Origin of the sequence: Psychrobacillus psychrotolerans, assembly GCF_900115805.1 — a bacterium.
Taxonomy (GTDB): domain Bacteria; phylum Bacillota; class Bacilli; order Bacillales_A; family Planococcaceae; genus Psychrobacillus; species Psychrobacillus psychrotolerans.
The window spans coordinates 1-19,994 of record NZ_FOXU01000011.1; the positions used below are offsets into that span (position 1 = coordinate 1).

Genomic DNA, 19,994 nt, shown 5'->3' on the forward strand with positions numbered 1-19,994 from the left:
AGGCAAAATTAAAAATGAGTCCGGTGCAATACCGAACCCATTTTTACCAAGTTGCTTAATGAAATAACCGTGTCTAACTTTTAGGGGTCACTTCATATCAGGCTCTTTTTTTTAAGGAAATAAATAAAAGCGTCTTGTAAACACTGGTTTTATAGAGCTTGAAAGAATGAGAAATACTACTGATTTCGGCCTCAGGTGGTCACTTTCCGCGGGCTTGGCTTCAGCCTCCTCGTCACTACGTTCCTGCGGGTCTTCAGCTCAAGCTACCCTGCCGGAGTCGGCGCCTTTGCGCTCCAATCAATATAATGAGTAGTACTAAACCATAAGAGAAAACATAGCCTCTCGCTTCGAAGATAATAGCAGTCTAAGTTAAAAAGGATAAAACCATCTGCCCGATCAGGAATACTATTTTAGAATGAAAGAAGAGGTACAAGTTCTTATTTATGAGTCCTTTTCATCATTACTTATTTTAATTTAATGCACCTACATTTACGTGGTTTTATATCCAATTATCCAAATATATAAAGTGAATCTAGTTGATTAGAGTGCAGAGCGGCGACTCCCGTGCCCACGGAAAGTGTCCACTGGGAGCGGAAATCAACGGCATATCTACGTTTCTATTTTTAGAAGTTCGGGCGTCTTTTTATCCAGTTTTTTTATTCACCTGTATCTGCGTCGTTGCTCTACCTCCAAAGCATGAAAGTGTATTGTAACGGAAATAAGCGGTGGATTATTGATGGGACAACTAGATTACCCGCTCGATATCTATTTATTTTTATTGTTTTATTTCGATTATTTTTTTCCATAAAAATAACTCTTTTCAACTAGAGGTAAATTTAGTATAGTCTTCTTAACTCCATATAATTACCTCTTATGAAAGAGGCTGATAAATCTGCTCCAACTATTCATCCAAAAATATAAGAAAAAGCTATTACTCCCAGTAGTAGTTATAGGAATAATACTGTTTATCAGTATTCAATCCTTTTTAAAATCGGCAACCCCCCAAGCCGATTCCATTCCAACTATCCCATTAAAAGAAAATCTTACTGTAGAAGAAACAATTGAATATGTAGAAGACCCCATTGTATTCGTAGAAGTAAAAGGTGCTGTGATGAAGCCAGGAGTCTATGAGCTTTCTGAAGGAGACCGTGTGTTAAAGGCGATTGAAATGGCTGGAGGTTACATAGAGTCTAGTAATCCCAAACATATCAATCATGCGGAGCGTGTAAAAGATGAAATGGTTATTTATATTCCAAAAGAAGGCGAAGAAGTAGAAGAATCACCTTTAGCTACTAACGGTAGTTCACAGTCATCATTAGTGAACATAAATAATGCAGATGCCACAGTTCTGACTACTTTACCTGGTATTGGCGTTGCTAAGGCGGAGGCTATTATTGCTCATCGGGAGCAGTCTGGAGCCTTCAAGGACAAACAAGATTTGACGAAAGTGACAGGTATTGGACAAAAGACATTTGAGAAACTCGAACCATTAATAACGGTAAAATAATAAATGCATTATTGATGTTTCTTACACAAACTACTACACTTAAAGAAATATTATTTTGGGGGTAGTTATATGGAGAGAATTACTTGGGATCAATTTTTCATGGCTCAGAGCCATTTACTTGCACTAAGAAGCACATGTACACGTCTTGCTGTTGGTGCAACGATTGTTCGTGACCGCCGTATTATGGCTGGAGGATACAATGGATCTATTTCTGGTGGCGACCATTGTATTGATCATGGATGTTATGTTGTAGATAACCATTGTGTTCGAACGATACATGCAGAGATGAATGCTCTTTTACAATGCGCTAAGTATGGGATTACAGTAAGTGGCGCAGACTTATATGTCACTCATTTTCCATGTCTTCCATGCACAAAATCGATTATTCAATCTGGTATTAGTCGTCTCTACTATGCTCAAGATTATAAAAACAACACCTATGCCATTGAATTATTAAACAAAGCTGGAGTCGAGGTTATCTATGTGCCTTTTGATGAAAGAAAGATAGACTTTCTAAGTGATGAAAAAGTTGCGCTTTACGCAGAGCTGATTTCAAAGCTAAGAGAAAAAGGAGCCAGTAGTGAAGAAATGGAACCGTATGAAAAGAAGGTGGCTGACCTATTTGGATTAACAACTTCCGTGGGAATTTAATATATATTGCAATAACAGCTATAATCGGTGTAATAGCTGCATATGAATCTACCCTTATCCTTTTATTCCTGATTATAATTCTACTTCTGCTTTTATATAAAAAGTTTCGGATATCTTTAATAGTCATTGCTTTAAGCGTTGGAGTCGGTTGCTTTTTTTGGACGGAGGATAGGATGCCTGTTCTTCCATCTGAGCAAAGAGTCACTGAAATTACATGGACTGATACTTATCGCATCAATGGGAGCACTATGAGGGGTTTTGCTATATCGGAGAACAAGGATAAGTGGTATGTTCAATTAAAACTTGAAAGTGAGCAACATAAGGAAGCCTTCCAAAGACATTCGCTTGCCGGTTTGACTATGAATGTTGTGACAGAAGAAACTCCTAATAGGCCTAAGGCACATAAATATGCATTTGATATGGAAAGTTATTTAAAAAGTAATGGTTCTGTTGGACAACTTCAGATATCTCAATACGAACTACTTGAACAGAAATCGGGTTTTATAACGTTTATGGCAGGGCAACGTTTTAAAATGAAACAACATATCCAGGAACACTTCCCAATATCCCTCCAAGCAGAGGCTGAAGCGCTTCTAATAGGAAGTAGGGAGCAGATGTCCACTGATATGCAAACAGCCTATGAGACGCTCGGTATAACCCATTTATTCGCTATTTCAGGTCTCCATGTGGCGTTAATCGTTTGGTTAATCTATGAAATGATGATTCGTTTGGGTGTAAGGAGAGAAACAGCGAACTGGTTGCTTATAATTACTTTACCTTTATATGCTTTGCTGGCAGGTGGAGCTCCTTCCGTTTGGAGATCCGTTTCGGTGACAGAAATCGTACTGATTTCAATGCTTTTACAAAGAAAAATAGCTATAGATGATGCTTTTTCACTAAGTATTATCGGATTTGTTTTTTTAACACCTTGGATTATATTCCAAATTGGTTTTCAACTCTCCTATTTAGCCGCTTTTTCCCTTATTTTCTCCTCCATATTATTGAAATCAAGTCATTACTATTTATTTCAATCCTTTATTATTACTGCAGTTTGCCAACTCATCGTATATCCCATTCTTCTTTATCACTTTTATGAAATTTCTATTTCTTCATTTCTCGCAAATTTAGTTTTTGTTCCGTTATTTTCTTTTGTCATTTTACCCCTCAATCTTTTGATTCTATTGCTAACCTTTATTTTACCGTCCATCACAGAAGTATTATTTCTTTTCTATGAACCTGTTAGAGGGATGCTAGATATCTTCATTTTGAAGTTAGGTACTCTACCATACCAGATGTGGAATCCGGCTAATCCTGCTGTTGAAATTATATTAATAGCATATTTAAGCGTTTGTTTTTTACTTGTTTCTTTAGAAAGAAAAAAGAGTAGGTTTATAAGCATCATCTTATTCTTATTCGTTATAGGATTTATTCAGATTTCACCTTATTTCGATTCCTCTACAAGAATTTCTTTTGTAAATGTCGGACAAGGTGACTGTATACTCATTGAAATGCCTTTTCGAAAACAAATAATTATGATTGATACTGGGGGATTATTAAGGTTTGATCAAGAAAGTTGGAAGCAAACAAATGAACCATATGAAATTGGTCGGCAGGTTGTATTACCTTTTTTAAAAGGAAAAGGGATCAATACTATCGATACGTTAATTATTACGCATGCAGATGCTGACCATATGGAAGGTGCAGAAGAAGTATTGAGGGGAGTAGTAATTAAAGAAATTCATATTACACCGGGATCTGGGGAGAAAGAAGTGATGAATGATTTGTGGATGGAAATTGAGAAACGAGGAATCCCGGTATACGAAAAGAAAGCAGGAGATATTATCGTTTCAGATTATTTTCACTTTCAATATTTATATCCAATGGATGAAATATATGAAGGAAATAATGACTCCCTTGTGCTTTCTATGAGAAATAATTACTTTCATGGATTATTCATTGGTGATTTAGAGGAACAAGGTGAGTTGGATTTGGTGGAGTATTATTCACATGTATTACACCAAATGGATGTCTTAAAAGTGGGGCATCACGGCAGTAAAACATCTAGTATTGAACAGTTTTTGACATTAGTACAACCAGATGTAGCGATTATCCAAGCTGGATTTGAGAATCGATATGGTCACCCTCATCCGGAAGTAGTGGAGCGATTAAGAAAATTAGATATTCCCTATTTACAGACGGGAACGAACGGTACAATCGAAGTCAAAATTAATAAAAGTGGAGACATGTCTGTTATGATTCCATAAAGTAAACGAAAAAAGGGTTTTACCTTCACAAGGCAAAACCCTTTTCATTTTCAATCAGGATGATTGAAGAATATCTCACTAATTGAAGTTTACTTTATCGAGCTACGAACTCAATAACTGTTGCAATAACAAACATGATTGCAAAAAAACCAAAGGAGACTACAAAACCTACACCAGAATCGATCGCGTCGTTACGTTTCGACTGGACATTTTGTTCAAATTCATTCATTGTTACCCCTCCTATTTCCACCTTATTATAAAGGATTGCCTATGAAAAATCTATAAACAAACTTTTCTTTTTCTAGTTAGGCACATAATGTCACAATTTATCCATGTATTTACGATATAATGAAATTTAACTATACATAGCAGGGAGCACTTAATATGATTTCAGAAAAGTGGATGCAAATATCCAATAATAACATTTCTTCTGTGTATTTATTATACGGGATAGAAGCGTATTTTATCGAAGAAACTTTAAAAAGAATTAAAAGACAATTAAGTGACCAAGGCGAATTAGAAGTGATCACTTTTGATATGGAGGAAAGCAAAGTAGACGAGGTGATGTATGAGGCGGATACTATTCCTTTCTTTTCAGATAAGAAACTTGTAATTGCCAAAAATGCTTTCTTCTTAAAAGCAACGGAAAAAGGAAAAGAAAAAATAGCTCATGACACATTGAGTCTAGAAGAGTGGCTTAAATCACCTTCACCATCGGCAATAACCGTTTTTATAGCACCATATGAGAAACTAGATGAACGCAAGAAAATCACCAAGGCAATGAAGCAAGCGGCAAATGTAATAGAGTCAGCTAGTTTACAGGTTCATGACTTAAAAGGGTGGATTTTACATGAACTTTCTTCCCATGGGAAAACGATGTCTGATGGGGCGATAGATTGCCTAATTGAACTTGGAGGAACCGATCTTGTACATCTGCAAACGGAGCTAACAAAAATAGCTACATATGTTGGTGAAGAGCCAGAAATTGATGTGGATACTATCAAGAAGCTTTTAGTTCGGACATTAGAGCAGGATGTTTTTACACTAGGAAATGCATATCTTTCGGGCAATAAGAGTGTTGCGATTGAAATTTATCACGATTTATTAAAGCGAAAAGAAGACCCATTGAAACTAAATGCATTAATAGCAACGCAAGTTAGATTAATGGTGCAAGTTAGTCATTTAAAGAAAAAAGGCTATCATGCACAGCAGATTGCCAATCAGTTGAAAGTACATCCATATCGAGTGAAGTTATTAATAGATCACCCTATGCTTCATAATGAACAAAAACTATTGCAAACACTGAATGATCTAGCAACAGTCGATTTGCAATTAAAGACACTCAATATAAACCGTGATCGCATCTTAGAGATGTTTTTGTTGAAATAGAGAAATTTATAGATGAAAGAGATTCCATAACTGTTAATAGGGGGAATAATTGATGAAAATAACTAAATTTATATTAGCATTAATTATTATTGTTTTTTCAAGTTACGGTCTATTAAGTAAAAATTTCGAGTCACTGCCTTTTATGATGTTCTTCTTAGGTGCGTTTATGCTGCTCTCAGGTTTATCTGAATTTCAGAAAGACAGAAAAAGATTTGAAGGGTACATGTTCATGGCGGTTTCTATATTTATTTTCTTTGTTTCCATACAGGGGTTTTTATTGAATTAATGGAAAAAAAGACTCTAAAATTATTTTTGGGGGACCTAAAATGTTCGATACAATAGATTACTTACAATTAGGAAATGAAAAACAAATTAATGCTTATAATGCTATTAGTAATTTAGAAATAATGGCTGACTTAAGGGAATATAACCCAACACTCTGTGGTACATTTCCCATTGGAATTGATATAGTAGGTTCTGATTTAGATATTATAATGGATGTCTCTGATTTATTGCTGTATGAGAAAAGGATTGAAACATTGTATGGAGGTAAAGAAAAATTCTTTTTAAAAAGGCTAATAATCAGAGGGGTCCCAGTAGTTAAAGCAAAATTTGTATTTGGCGGGTTTGAATTTGAATTATTCGCTCAATCGCAGCCCATAAAAAAACAGTACGCTTTTCTACATATGATAATTGAAAATGCTTTATTGGAACAATTCCCCTACATTAGAGCTGAAGTAATACGATTAAAAAAAGAAGGTATGAAAACAGAGCCTGCTTTTTGTGAAATTTTTGATTTAGATGGAGACCCATATGAGAGTTTGTTACAGTATGGAAGACGTTTGGAAATTATTTAAGTAATGGATGAATTAGATAAAAATGTAACTTATTCTCTTTTCAATCGTATAAAAGTTAAGGAGGGGATATAAATGAAATATACCTTAGTATTATTCATTTCAGTATGTTTGATGCAAATAATAATTTTGACGAATATCACTCTTTTTGATGGACAACTGAATGGAATTACAATGTGGTTATGTACTGCTATTTTTATCTTTTCTGCCACCGTATTTGGTTTAAGTAGAAAACCTGTTATGGATTCAAAGAGGAATAAATATGAAAATTAATACTTATTTTATTCAATTAGCTAGCACGATTATTGTTATTTTTGGAGGCACTTTTACAATTCGTTATTTTAGAGCTGGAGAACTTTTATTAGATCAACTTATTGGAGCAATGGTTGGTATTTTGCTTCTAATGGCAACAATTATTTGGAAAAAGTCTTTGTTAAGCAAACCGTTGCTAAAGTGAACTATAAAATATGTATACTTTAGTGAAGCTACCTCTTATGAATTTGTAGGTTTAGCTGTATTTGAGAATGAGAAACCATTTGGATTTGAAAATGGTTTCTTTTTTTACGTCAAAAATTAATGAAGCACACACCCTTTCAGCATGAAAAAGAATGAGTATCCCCAAAATACTTATAATAGGAAAGCAATTATGAAACTTTTTGAATATTCTAACGTAAATTAGTACAATTATATATAAATTTACGATTGGGAGGGATAAAGATGAATATTGTATTTATGGTGATTTTTGCAGCTATTGCTATTACCGTTGTATATAAAATAGCCCATCTCATCTATTTAGTATTTAAACTGGGTTTTAGCTTCGAAGTGATTAAATTCATACTCATCATTGGCCTCATGGCTACCTTTACAGTATTTATATTAGTAGCAACAGATTTTAGTACAGCAAGTTTCCTTATTTCGTCACTAATAGGTGGCGGTATTTTACCCTCATTATTTGAAATTACAAAGATGAAGCCAAAATCCCATTATGGAGAGAAGAGACCTGTTACCGTATCAGCAAGCACCTACGCATGGAGTTACTATGGTGGAGGAAATGGGGATTGTGGAAATGTAGGTTTTAGTAGCGGTAGTAGCGCTAGTTTTCACGGAGATAGCGGTAGTGGAGGGGATTGTGGTGGAGGTGGAGGGGAATAACATCGCCCACTTCACAATATCAGATCTTATTCTATTAAAATCTTTGGAATAAAAAATAAAGACTATCCCAAAAAATCGGATAGTCTTTTTTTTATTACGCTTTTTTCATTAATTGAGACTTCTTACGAGAAGCTACGTTTTTATGAATTAATCCTTTAGAAGCTGCTTTTTCAAGTTGTTGAATTGCAGTTTTAATAAGATCTTGTGCGTTTTCTTCGTTATTAAGAGCGGCAGTATCAGCTTTTTTTACAGCAGTACGCATTGCTGATTTTGCTTTTGCGTTTTGAGTGTTTAATCTCTCATTTGTCTTAACACGTTTAATAGCGGATTTAATGTTCGGCATACCTTTCACCTCCTAAATAGGTCTGAGATGATACATTTCTTTCTAATACAACAAGCATTATTTTAACAAACACAAAAACAAATTGCAATATATAAATGCAAAGAATATTTACTTGACACTTCGACCACACTAAAAAAGAGGTGATTATATGTGGGGAAGAACTGATTTATTAGACGAATCGGATGAAATGGTAAAGCATCGAACTGGTGGCGAAAAAAACACATTAAAAAACTCCGAGGGCATTTCATTCGACGAAAATCGAGAGGGAGCAGTACTTATTACATCCATTGAGGTAAATGAAGAGGGAGAAAAGAAACTAGGAAAGAAGAAGGGTAAGTACATTACTTTAACAGATTTGACGGTGAGTCCAGATGAGGAAGATAGCTTTAAGCCAATAGAAAAAATATTTATTCAAAAGCTTAAAGAAATGCATCAAGATTTAAATCTTTCGAAGGATTCCAGAATATTAATCATAGGACTAGGTAATGCAACTATTACGCCTGACGCAATTGGTCCGAAGGCAATAGAGTATTTGCAAGGTTCTTCTTTGACTCAAAATACAGAGAAGATAAAGGTGGTAATGTATGCACCAGGAGTAACAGGACAAACCGGATTTGAAACGAGTGATTTTGTCGAAGCGATTAGTAAAGCATATAAACCAGATTTAATCATTGTATTAGATGCTTTAGCAGCTAGGAATAGCGAACGCTTATGCAAAACGATTCAGCTGACGAATACAGGGATACATCCAGGATCAGGTGTTGGTAACCAACGAAAAGAGATTTCAGAAGAGGTATATGGTGTTCCTGTCACAGCTATTGGGATTCCAATGGTTGTAGATGGACCGGTTTTATATGCAGATGCAATGGAGCAGGTAATTCATTATATTGCCTCAAAGGTGGAGGAAAAAGGGAGTCCCTCTGCTGCATTAGCAGTTACTCCAATGGTGTCTAGCAAAAAACCATCCATAGATAAATCTGTACTACAGCCGATTTTTGGAGAATGGGTTACGTGGTCTACAGATGAAAAAAGACAATTATTTGAGGAAGTATTTGTTGGTAAGAATCCATCTTTGTTCGTAACCCCTAAAGAGACGGATGCATGGGTGGAACACTATGCATATTTACTTTCAAATGGCATAGAAAGTTGGATAACAACAAGATAAATTGTTCTAAAATTACTGCTCTCTTCATACGATTGTGTGAGGAGAGTGGAAATTATGGCTAAGTCCTTAAAGAATGTAGTTAGCATTTTATTACTTTTATTTTTAGCACCTATTATTATTGCAACCGTCCAAACGCCTCTTTTTCCGCAACAAAAGCTTCAGACAGCAACAGAACAAGAAGCACCCCCGAAAGAAGAAAGTAAAACAGCGGTTGTATATGCTGCACAGTTAGATACAAAAACTGCTGCTGTTTCCGAAATTTTGGAACCCAAAAAAGCTTTTGTCTATTTTACCCATTCTCAAGAAGCCTTTAAGCCCATGCTAGCTGCTAAAGGTGACAAAATTGCAACTTATCATCCGGAAAACAATATTACTTCTTTTCAAGAGCAGATAACTTCTCAATTTGCATTTCATCAATTAGAAACGGACATATTGGGGCCTGAGACTACAGGAGATGCGAGGCAGTATAATTCGATACGGCCTTTTGTTCAGGAAGCATTGGCGCATGATGAGTATGATATTGTCTTAGACCTTCATCGAGATGCAGTTAAGGCAGACATAGCTACTCTTCAAGTTGGGGATGAGAGTTATGCAAAGATATATATTGTAGTTGGTGGAGAACATGCCAACCACAAATGGAATGAACAGCTAGCTAATAATCTTTCTATCCAATTAAATAAATTAGTCCCAGGGATTTCTAGAGGTGTAGTAGTGAAATCTGGAAAAGGTGTAAATGGTGTATATAACCAGGATTTATCGAAGAATGCTATTTTAATAGAATTAGGCGGAATCGATAGTACAGAAGTGGAAGTAAATAGAACGATTGCTATTTTGGCAAAAGCTGTTTCAAATCTTTTTCATCAACAAATTACATCCTAACATTGATGAATCGCTTGTTCACTGCTATAATTCATTATAGTTTAATTAGGAGTGAACAAGCATGAATAATGATGAGAGACTGGCACGACAGAAAAAAATACGTAACTTTTCGATTATAGCCCATATCGATCATGGGAAATCTACCCTTGCGGATCGTATATTAGAAAAAACACAAACTGTAACATCTCGAGAAATGCAAAATCAATTACTCGATTCAATGGATCTAGAACGAGAACGCGGGATTACCATTAAATTGAATGCTATTCAATTGACTTATAATGCAAAAGACGGCGAAGAGTATATCTTCCATCTTATTGATACCCCTGGACATGTCGATTTCACTTATGAGGTGTCTCGTAGCTTAGCAGCATGTGAAGGAGCTATTTTAGTTGTAGATGCAGCACAAGGGATTGAAGCACAAACACTTGCAAATGTTTATTTGGCTTTAGATAACGACTTGGAAATCCTTCCTGTTATTAACAAAATCGACCTTCCAGCAGCTGACCCCGAACGTGTGAGAGGCGAAGTGGAGGATGTCATTGGTCTGGATGCTTCCGAAGCGGTATTAGCTTCCGCAAAAGCAGGAATTGGTATTGAAGAAATTCTGGAACAAATTGTAGAAAAAGTGCCTGCTCCAACTGGAGATCCAAATGCACCATTAAAAGCATTAATATTTGACTCCTTATTCGATCCTTATCGTGGAGTTATCGTATATATCCGTATCATTGATGGAACAGTAAAACCAGGTGACAAGATTAAAATGATGTCATCAGGTAAAGAATTTGATGTCGTAGAAACGGGTGTATTTACACCTAAAACAACACAACGTTCTGAACTGACTGTTGGAGATGTTGGTTTCTTAACAGCTTCTATGAAAAATGTAGGGGACTCAAGTGTTGGGGATACGATTACATTAGCTGACAACCCTGCTACTGAAGCTTTGGCTGGATATAAAAAGATGAATCCTATGGTATTCTGTGGGTTGTATCCAATCGATAATACAAAATATGTTGACTTACGTGATGCTTTAGAAAAATTACAATTGAATGACTCCGCACTTGAATTTGAGCCAGAGACTTCCCAAGCATTAGGTTTTGGATATCGCTGTGGTTTCTTAGGTCTCCTACATATGGAAATCATTCAAGAACGTATTGAACGTGAATTCAATATTGATCTAATAACTACTGCTCCAAGTGTTATCTATGATGTGAAACTTACGAATGGAGAAATCCTAAAAGTGGACAATCCTTCCATGATGCCAGAATCACAAAAAGTAGATAAAATTGAAGAGCCATATGTTAAAGCATCTATTATGGTCCCAGAAGAATATGTTGGTTCCGTTATGGAACTGTGTCAACGCAAACGTGGGAACTTTGTAACTATGGACTTTTTATCTAAAGCTCGAGTGAATATTATTTATGAAATTCCACTATCAGAAATTGTGTATGACTTCTTTGATGCATTAAAATCAAGTACAAAAGGATATGCTTCTTTTGACTATGATTTAATAGGCTATAAAGAATCCAAATTAGTTAAAATGGACATTTTACTAAACAGCGAAAAAGTAGATGCACTTAGTTTTATCGTTCATAGTGACTTCTCCTATGAACGCGGTAAGCTTATAGTCGAAAAACTTAAAGCATTAATACCGAGACAACAATTTGAAGTTCCAGTACAAGCAGCTGTCGGGCAAAAAATTGTTGCTCGTTCCACTATTAAGTCAATCGGTAAAAACGTTTTAGCTAAATGTTACGGTGGCGATATCTCTCGTAAACGAAAACTTCTAGATAAACAAAAACAAGGTAAAAAACGGATGAAACAAGTAGGTTCTGTGGAAGTTCCACAAGAAGCTTTCATGGCTGTTCTGAAAATGGACGAGCCAAATAAATAATAAAACGAAGGGGGAGGCACTAGCAGCCTCCTTTTTCCTATATGGAAGAAGAAAGTAGGGATAGTTATGGTACGAGGCGTATATATACATATTCCTTTCTGTCATCAAATTTGTAATTACTGTGATTTCAATAAATTTTTCTTTCATAACCAACCGGTAGATGAATATATTGAATCACTTGGAAAAGAAATGGCATTGTGGGCAAATGATTTACAAAAAGCAGAAATTGAAACGATATTTATTGGAGGTGGTACTCCAACTTCTTTATCAGTAGACCAATTAGATCGATTATTAGAGCTGATTACCACATATATACCAATGGAGCATGTCACAGAATTCTCATCGGAAGCTAATCCAGATGAGCTGACACTTGATAAAATGCAAAAGATGCGCGAATTCGGTGTGAACCGGTTAAGTATGGGAGTCCAAACCTTTGATCAGGACCTTTTAAAAGTATTAGGAAGAACCCATTCGAATGATCATGTCTATGAAGTGATTAATCATGCCAAACAAACTGATTTCCCTTCGATAAGTATAGATTTGATGTATGGACTTCCAAACCAAACGATGGATCAATGGAAAGCATCCTTGCAGGAAGCATTCCGCTTAAAAATTCCACATATTTCGGCTTATTCATTGTTAGTTGAGCCAAAAACAATCTTTTATAATCTACTATCCAAAGGGAAACTTTCTCTTCCAGGAGAAGACTTAGAAGCGGAGATGTATGGTTATCTTTTAGAGGAAATGCAAAGTCATGGTTATATTCAATATGAGATAAGTAATTTCGCATATGTAGGAAAAGAATCAAAACATAATTTACTTTACTGGAATAATGATGAATATATCGGTTTAGGTGCTGGTGCTCATGGATATGTGAATGGTAAGAGATACTCCAATCATGGACCAATAAAAAAATACATGCAGACAATCGAAACAGGGGAACAACCTCTTATGATGCAAAAAGAAGTGACAAACGTGGAAAAAATGGAAGAAGAAATGTTTCTTGGTTTACGTAAGAATGAGGGTGTATCACTTGCTAAATTTGAGGAAAGATATGGTCTAACCCTTCGTGATGTTTACGGAAAAGAACTAGATGAGCTACTTCAGAGGGAATTATTAGTTCTGGAAGATAATTTTGTAAGACTGACTTCCCGTGGAAGGTTTATGGGAAATGAAGTGTTTCAATATTTCTTGAAATAATTAAAGCTAAATCGTTGACAGTTTTCTGTAGATTTGATAAGTTTTATATGAGTATTAGCACTCTCTTTGAACGAGTGCTAACAGAGGTGATAATCATGCTAACAAACAGGCAATTATTAATATTGCAAGTAACGGTAGATGATTTTATCGATACCGCTCAACCAGTTGGATCTCGTCAGCTTTCGAAAAAGGAGGAAGTACCATTTAGTCCTGCTACTATTCGAAATGAAATGGCAGATTTAGAAGAAATGGGCTTTTTAGAAAAAACACATACTTCGTCTGGTCGTGTGCCTTCACAAAAGGGATACCGTTATAATGTCGATAATATGTTAACTCCACAAAGAATTTCGCAAAGCGAGATAAAACAAATTCGTTCTATCTTTGAGGAACGAAAGGTGGAGACGGAGCAAATAATTCGCAAATCCGCTGAAATTATATCGGAACTAACGAATTATACCTCTATTATGTTAGGCTTAGATGTGAGAAAACATCGTGTTAAACGATTTTCGATTGTACCACTTTCCAGTGATTCTGCTGTAGCGATAATTGTTACAGACAGTGGTCATGTAGAGAATCGACTATTTTCTATCCCTGAAAATTTTCAGGCATCTGATATCGAACGTATGATCAATCTGATCAACGAACGTCTAGTAGGGGTATATTTGCATGAACTCCCTGCAATGCTAGAGGCGGTAACGCTAAATGTGTTGCAACAAAATAACGGTCGTCTGAATCATCTTTTTGGATCGCTTAACCAAGCGATGACTATTGAGCATGAAGACAAGGTGTATTATGGTGGGAAGTTACAAATATTGAACCAACCAGAATTTAATGATGTAGAAAAAGCACGGAGTATTATGAATTGGATGGATCATGTAAACCAAATTCCAGGTATTTTCCATTTGGATAAAAAGGGAATTCAAATTCGCATTGGATCAGAAAACAATGATCTTGCCATGGAGGGATGTAGTGTTATTACTGCCTCATATGGTATTGGTGAAGAGCAAGTGGGTTCGATAGCGATTATTGGTCCGACTCGAATGGATTATAGGAGAGTCGTGTCATTACTAGATGTCATGAGTAGTGATTTATCTAGAGAATTATCGAAAATATTACATGGACATCAAGGATAAGGAGAGTTCCGAACAATGTCAGAAATCAAAGATGAAAACTTAGAAGAGCAAGAAGTAAAAGAAACTATTCAAGAAGAGTCTGAACAGCCGAAAGAAGTTGTGGAAGAAGTAGATGAACTAACTCTGGCTAAACAGCAAATCGAAGAAGAACAAGATAAGCTTATTCGTCTTAGAGCGGACTTTGAGAATTACAAGCGTCGGGTACAATTAGACAAAGCAGCGGATTATAAATACCGTGCTCAATCCGTTTTAACGGATATTCTGCCTGTGCTTGATAATTTTGAACGTGCACTTGCAGTTGAAACGACTTCTGAAGAAGCAGCTTCTTTAGTTAAAGGAGTAGATATGGTTTACCGTACTCTTCTAGAAGCAGTTAAAAAAGAAGGTTTGGAAGCAATCGAAGCAGAAGGTGTAGCATTCGATCCGAACTTCCACCAAGCTGTTATGCAAGAGCAAGATGATTCAAAAGAATCCGGAGTAGTGCTTCAAGAGCTGCAAAAAGGGTACAAGTTAAAAGACCGAGTATTAAGACCTTCCATGGTCAAAGTAAACGAATAAATCATTTTCATCATTACTTATTTTTATGAAATTGATTGGAATACCCAAAAAAGAATAGCTAGTTATATATTAGGAGGAAAATTAAATGTCTAAAATTATTGGTATTGACTTAGGAACAACAAACTCATGTGTATCTGTATTAGAAGGTGGAGAACCAAAAGTAATTCCGAATCCAGAAGGTAACCGTACGACTCCATCTGTTGTTGCTTTTAAAAATGGTGAAAAACAAGTTGGGGAAGTTGCAAAACGCCAATCTATCACTAACCCTAATACAATCGCTTCAGTTAAGCGTTTAATGGGTACGAACGAAAAAGTTTCAGCTGAAGGAAAAGATTACACTCCACAAGAAGTATCAGCAATGATTCTTCAATATTTAAAAGGATTTGCAGAAGAATACTTAGGTGAAAAAGTAACGAAAGCTGTAATTACAGTTCCTGCTTACTTTAATGATGCAGAGCGTCAAGCAACTAAAGACGCTGGTCGTATTGCTGGACTGGAAGTAGAACGTATTATTAACGAACCTACTGCTGCTGCACTTGCATACGGTTTAGATAAAATGGATCATGACGAGAAAATCCTAGTATACGATCTAGGTGGCGGTACATTTGACGTATCTATCCTTGAGCTTGGCGATGGCGTATTCGAAGTACTTGCTACTGCAGGGGATAACCGTCTTGGTGGGGATGATTTTGACCAAGTATTAATGGATTACCTAGTACAAGAATTCAAAAAAGATAATGGTATCGACTTGTCTAAAGACAAAATGGCAGTACAACGTCTAAAAGATGCTGCTGAAAAAGCGAAAAAAGATTTATCGGGTGTAACATCAACTCAAATCTCTCTTCCTTTCATCACTGCAGGAGAAGCTGGACCGCTTCACTTAGAAGTAACGATGACACGTGCGAAATTTGACGATTTAACTGCTCATTTAGTTGAACGTACAATGGTACCAACTCGTCAAGCGATGAAAGATGCTGGATTATCTGCTTCTCAAATCGATAAAATCATTCTTGTTGGTGGATCTACTCGTATTCCTGCTGTACAAGACGCTATTAAAAAAGAAACTGGAAAAGAGCCGCATAAAGGCGTAAATCCTGATGAAGTAGTAGCAATGGGTGCTGCTGTACAAGGTGGAGTTTTAACTGGTGATGTAAAAGACGTTGTACTACTTGACGTAACACCACTTTCTTTAGGTATTGAAACAATGGGTGGAGTATTTACTAAGTTAATCGAACGTAATACAACAATCCCTACTTCAAAATCACAAACATTCTCGACTGCAGCAGATAACCAACCTGCCGTTGATATTCATGTACTTCAAGGTGAACGCCCAATGTCTGCAGATAACAAAACACTTGGACGTTTCCAATTAGCAGATATTCCACCAGCACCACGTGGAGTTCCACAAATCGAAGTAACTTTCGATATCGACAAAAATGGTATTGTAAATGTTAAAGCAAAAGACTTAGGTACTCAAAAAGAACAAAATATTACAATTCAATCGAATTCTTCCCTTTCTGACGAAGAAATCGAGCGTATGGTAAAAGAAGCTGAAGCAAATGCAGATGCTGATAAAGTACGTAAAGAAGAAGCTGAAGTGAAAAACGAAGCGGATCAATTAGTGTTCATGACTGAAAAAACATTGAAAGATTTAGAAGATAAAGTGTCAGAAGAAGAGAAAAAATCTGCTGAAGATGCTAAAGAAGAGTTAAAAGCTGCTTTAGAAGCTGGAAACTTAGAAGACATCAAAACGAAAAAAGATAAATTAAATGAAATTGTACAACAACTTACGATGAAATTGTATGAACAAGCACAAGCAGATGCTGCAGCTAATGGCGAACAAGCTGGTCCAACTGATGACGGTGTTGTAGATGCAGAATTTGAAGAAGTAAACGACGATAAAGACAAGTAAGATTGTTGAAGTGTCGGTAAGCAAAAAGTCAAAGACCGGTTCCGGCTTTGGCTTTTCTTACTGTATAGGCAAAACAGGAATGTCTCATTTCTCATTAGGTTGATATTTAAGCATATATGATTTTAAAGTCATATTCTTAGGTTGAAACAGGCATGATCCGAATGATTAAATTTTCAAAGTTTTGCTATTAGGATTTTGTACATGGTACAATTATTCCTATGTGCAAGTTAACAGAGCAGGAGAGTGAAAGATGAATAAACGTGATTATTATGAGGTTCTTGGTGTATCTAAGAGCGCAACTCAAGACGAGATAAAAAAAGCTTATCGTAAACTTTCAAAACAATTCCACCCAGATATTAACAAAGATGCTGGAGCGGAAGACCAATTTAAAGAAATTTCCGAAGCATACGAAGTATTAAGTGATGAACAAAAACGGTCATCTTACGACCAATTTGGTCACGCAGGTCCAAACCAAGGATTTGGTGGATTTGGTGGCGGTAGTGCTGATGGGTTTGGTTTTGAAGATATCTTTAGTTCATTCTTTGGTGGTGGCGGAGGTTCAAGAAGACGTGATCCCAATGCTCCAAGAAAAGGGAATGATCTTCAATATTCCATGACTATTGAGTTTGAAGAAGCAGTATTTGGTAAAGAAAGAGAAATAGAAGTATCTAAAGAAGAAAACTGTGAAACATGTTCTGGCTCAGGTGCAAAACCTGGTACAAAACCAGAAAAATGTTCACACTGTAATGGTCATGGTCAAGTAAATGTAACGCAAGATACGCCATTTGGCCGCGTTCAAACTAAACGCGCATGTAATCACTGTCAAGGAACAGGGAATATTATTAAAGATAAATGTGCTACATGTCATGGTAAAGGCGCAGTTAACAAACGCAAAAAAATTAAAGTTACCATCCCAGCAGGTGTGGATGATGGGCAGCAGCTTCGTGTAAGTGGTCAAGGTGAACCTGGAGCAAATGGTGGACCAGCGGGCGATTTATATATCGTTTTCCGTGTTAAAGCAGATCCACGTTTTGAACGCGATGGCGACGATATTTATTACGAGCTACCTTTGACATATGCACAAGCAGCTCTTGGTGATGAAATTGAAGTTCCGACAGTCCAAGGAAAAGTAAAACTTAAAATTCCAGCTGGAACTCAATCACAAGCCAATTTCCGTTTAAAAGGAAAAGGTGTTAAAAATGTTCATGGCTACGGTGTTGGGGATCAACATGTAATAGTAAAAGTAATTACGCCGAAAAAGTTAACAGAGAAACAAAAACAATTATTACGTGAATTTGCAGAAATCAGTGGAGATATTCCAGAAGAGCAAGGCAGTTCATTATTTGATAAGATCAAGAAGACATTAAAAGGCGAATAAAGGAGTTGGCGCAAGTGAAATGGTCTGAACTATCCATCCATACTACAAATGAAGCGGTTGAAGCGGTAAGTAATATTTTGCATGAAGCTGGTGCAAGTGGTGTAGTTATCGAAGACTCAGATGAATTAGGAAGAGAAAGAGAAGATTTATTTGGTGAAATTTATAGCTTAAACCCAGATGACTTTCCGGTAGATGGTGTACGTGTGAAGGCTTATTTAGCTGAAACAAGTTTCTTATTAGAAACAGTGGAAGAGATCAAACTTGCTATCAACAATTTAACAAACTTCGACATAGATCTAGGACATAATGTTGTATCTGTTCAGGAAGTAGACGAAGAGGATTGGGCTACGGCATGGAAAAAGTATTACCATCCTGTGAAAATATCTAATCGATTTACTATTGTACCGACTTGGGAAGACTATGAGCGAGTGAACACAGATGAACTAATCATCGAACTTGATCCTGGAATGGCTTTTGGAACAGGTACGCATCCGACAACAGTTATGTGTCTCCAAGCGTTGGAGAAAACGGTTCAAACAGATTCAAGTGTAATTGATGTAGGGACTGGATCTGGGGTACTTTCTATCGGAGCAGCAAAACTAGGAGCTTCTAAAATTCATGCGCTAGATTTGGATGAAGTAGCTGTTAGATCTGCAATAGAAAATATTGCTTTAAACAAAGTAGACCATATTGTTCGTGTAACACACGGTAATCTTCTAGATAATGTGGACGAACAAGCAGATATAGTCGTAGCGAATATATTAGCAGAAATCATCATGACATTTACGGATGATGCATTCACTATTGTAAAAGAGGGCGGATTATTCATCACTTCCGGAATCATTGCTACGAAAAAAGATGATGTAAGAGAATCATTACAACATGCAGGATTTGAAATTGAGGAAGTCATGATGATGGAAGATTGGGTAACAATTATTTCGAGAAAACCTCTTAAATAAAGGAGATTGTCATGCAACGTTATTTTACAAATGAACCTATAAGTGAGAATAATACAGTGACAATTACCGGAGATGATGCGCATCATATGATTCAAGTGATGCGCATGTCACCAGGTGATCTAGTTTTTGTTGTGGCTAATAACCAAACATATACGATGGAAATTTTAGATGGGTCTTCAAAAGCTGTCCATTTAAAGGTTAAAGAGGTTCTACTCAACACCAATGAAATGCCAAAGAAAGTGTCAATTGTTTGCGGTCTACCCAAAGGAGACAAGCTGGAATTGATCACGCAAAAAGCAACAGAACTGGGAATGTATGAACTCTATCCATTTGAAGCAAAAAGATCTATCGTGAAATGGGATAAGTCTAAAAACGAAAAGAAAGTAGCTCGATTGCAAAAAATTGCTAAAGAAGCAGCTGAGCAATCACATCGTTCTACCATTCCACAAATACATAATCCAGTCTCTATAAAAGAGTTAGTTGAATTGTCCAAAGCATACGATGTAAAGTATGTAGCGGATGAGGAAGACGCCAAAACTGATGAACGACAAAAGTTTGCTGAACAATTAAAAAACGTGTATGATAAACAATCGATACTCATCGTATTTGGTCCAGAAGGTGGGCTCGATCGAGCAGAAATAAAGCTATTATTAGATAATGATTTTCAGACAATTGCGCTAGGACCTAGGATTCTTCGAACTGAAACTGCACCGTTATATGCGCTGTCAGCAATTTCTTATGAATTTGAATGAAAGAGGT

21 protein-coding genes are annotated in these 19,994 nt (G+C 36.3%); 19 read left to right on the plus strand and 2 right to left on the minus strand.

All coding sequences use genetic code 11. The features are described from left to right. The first annotated feature begins 1,081 nt into the window (after positions 1-1,081). From BM260_RS18725 to BM260_RS16610, 3 genes are all read left to right on the plus strand, one after another. A complete protein-coding gene (locus tag BM260_RS18725) occupies positions 1,082-1,507 on the plus strand; it encodes a helix-hairpin-helix domain-containing protein (RefSeq protein WP_281249767.1) in 426 nt (141 codons plus the stop codon). Between the two features lie 69 nt (positions 1,508-1,576). After that, positions 1,577-2,158, plus strand: a complete 582-nt coding sequence (locus BM260_RS16605; protein ID WP_093538481.1) for a ComE operon protein 2 — start codon at positions 1,577-1,579, stop codon at positions 2,156-2,158. 173 nt (positions 2,159-2,331) lie between these two features. Further along, entirely contained in the window at positions 2,332-4,422 is a 2,091-nt protein-coding gene (locus BM260_RS16610) for a DNA internalization-related competence protein ComEC/Rec2 (protein WP_245762765.1), read from the plus strand. Between the two features lie 94 nt (positions 4,423-4,516). On the opposite strand, the gene BM260_RS16615 is transcribed toward BM260_RS16610, so the two are convergent. After that, a complete protein-coding gene (locus BM260_RS16615; protein ID WP_090563866.1) occupies positions 4,517-4,651 on the minus strand; it encodes a YqzM family protein in 135 nt (44 codons plus the stop codon). Positions 4,652-4,806: 155 nt separating this feature from the next. Between BM260_RS16615 and holA the strand changes: the two genes are divergently transcribed. From holA to BM260_RS16645, 6 genes are all read left to right on the plus strand, one after another. After that, complete coding sequence (gene holA, locus BM260_RS16620) at positions 4,807-5,811, plus strand: DNA polymerase III subunit delta (protein ID WP_093538482.1); 1,005 nt, start codon at positions 4,807-4,809, stop codon at positions 5,809-5,811. 52 nt (positions 5,812-5,863) lie between these two features. Then, positions 5,864-6,097 (plus strand): DUF3953 domain-containing protein, encoded by a 234-nt coding sequence (locus tag BM260_RS16625; protein WP_093538483.1) that lies wholly within the window; start codon positions 5,864-5,866, stop codon positions 6,095-6,097. Between the two features lie 40 nt (positions 6,098-6,137). Beyond that, positions 6,138-6,668 (plus strand): DUF4269 domain-containing protein, encoded by a 531-nt coding sequence (locus tag BM260_RS16630; RefSeq protein WP_093538484.1) that lies wholly within the window; start codon positions 6,138-6,140, stop codon positions 6,666-6,668. A gap of 72 nt (positions 6,669-6,740) precedes the next feature. Continuing rightward, a complete protein-coding gene (locus BM260_RS16635; RefSeq protein ID WP_093538485.1) occupies positions 6,741-6,938 on the plus strand; it encodes a hypothetical protein in 198 nt (65 codons plus the stop codon). Beyond that, on the plus strand, positions 6,928-7,122 hold the full coding sequence (locus BM260_RS16640) for a hypothetical protein (protein WP_093538486.1): 195 nt from the start codon (positions 6,928-6,930) through the stop codon (positions 7,120-7,122). Before BM260_RS16635 ends, BM260_RS16640 begins: the two co-directional genes overlap by 11 nt. A gap of 260 nt (positions 7,123-7,382) precedes the next feature. Further along, positions 7,383-7,817, plus strand: a complete 435-nt coding sequence (locus BM260_RS16645) for a hypothetical protein (RefSeq protein WP_093538487.1) — start codon at positions 7,383-7,385, stop codon at positions 7,815-7,817. Between the two features lie 94 nt (positions 7,818-7,911). Here the strand turns inward: BM260_RS16645 and rpsT are convergent, their stop codons facing one another. After that, entirely contained in the window at positions 7,912-8,160 is a 249-nt protein-coding gene (gene rpsT, locus BM260_RS16650) for a 30S ribosomal protein S20 (protein WP_093538488.1), read from the minus strand. Between the two features lie 148 nt (positions 8,161-8,308). Here rpsT and gpr point away from each other — a divergent pair, with 148 nt between their 5' ends. The 10 genes from gpr to BM260_RS16700 all read left to right on the plus strand — a co-directional run bounded on the left by gpr (position 8,309) and on the right by BM260_RS16700 (position 19,987). Beyond that, complete coding sequence (gene gpr, locus BM260_RS16655) at positions 8,309-9,325, plus strand: GPR endopeptidase (RefSeq protein WP_093538489.1); 1,017 nt, start codon at positions 8,309-8,311, stop codon at positions 9,323-9,325. A gap of 54 nt (positions 9,326-9,379) precedes the next feature. Next, entirely contained in the window at positions 9,380-10,204 is an 825-nt protein-coding gene (spoIIP, locus tag BM260_RS16660) for a stage II sporulation protein P (protein WP_093538490.1), read from the plus strand. A gap of 61 nt (positions 10,205-10,265) precedes the next feature. Beyond that, on the plus strand, positions 10,266-12,095 hold the full coding sequence (gene lepA / locus BM260_RS16665) for a translation elongation factor 4 (protein ID WP_093538491.1): 1,830 nt from the start codon (positions 10,266-10,268) through the stop codon (positions 12,093-12,095). A 66-nt stretch (positions 12,096-12,161) separates the two neighbouring features. Then, a complete protein-coding gene (gene hemW / locus BM260_RS16670) occupies positions 12,162-13,295 on the plus strand; it encodes a radical SAM family heme chaperone HemW (RefSeq protein WP_093538492.1) in 1,134 nt (377 codons plus the stop codon). Positions 13,296-13,390: 95 nt separating this feature from the next. Further along, entirely contained in the window at positions 13,391-14,428 is a 1,038-nt protein-coding gene (gene hrcA, locus BM260_RS16675) for a heat-inducible transcriptional repressor HrcA (RefSeq protein ID WP_093538493.1), read from the plus strand. A gap of 15 nt (positions 14,429-14,443) precedes the next feature. Continuing rightward, positions 14,444-14,986, plus strand: coding sequence for a nucleotide exchange factor GrpE (gene grpE, locus BM260_RS16680; RefSeq protein WP_093538494.1), 543 nt, complete (start codon positions 14,444-14,446; stop codon positions 14,984-14,986). A gap of 85 nt (positions 14,987-15,071) precedes the next feature. Beyond that, the gene (gene dnaK / locus BM260_RS16685; RefSeq protein ID WP_093538495.1) at positions 15,072-16,898 is read left to right on the plus strand and encodes a molecular chaperone DnaK; all 1,827 of its coding nucleotides are present in this window, start codon (positions 15,072-15,074) and stop codon (positions 16,896-16,898) included. Between the two features lie 250 nt (positions 16,899-17,148). Next, positions 17,149-18,276: a molecular chaperone DnaJ gene (gene dnaJ, locus BM260_RS16690; RefSeq protein ID WP_093538496.1), complete on the plus strand. Its 1,128-nt coding sequence runs from the start codon at positions 17,149-17,151 to the stop codon at positions 18,274-18,276. A gap of 14 nt (positions 18,277-18,290) precedes the next feature. After that, positions 18,291-19,235 (plus strand): 50S ribosomal protein L11 methyltransferase, encoded by a 945-nt coding sequence (prmA, locus tag BM260_RS16695; RefSeq protein ID WP_093538497.1) that lies wholly within the window; start codon positions 18,291-18,293, stop codon positions 19,233-19,235. A gap of 11 nt (positions 19,236-19,246) precedes the next feature. Continuing rightward, positions 19,247-19,987, plus strand: coding sequence for a 16S rRNA (uracil(1498)-N(3))-methyltransferase (locus BM260_RS16700; RefSeq protein WP_093538498.1), 741 nt, complete (start codon positions 19,247-19,249; stop codon positions 19,985-19,987). The last annotated feature ends 7 nt before the right edge of the window (positions 19,988-19,994 follow it).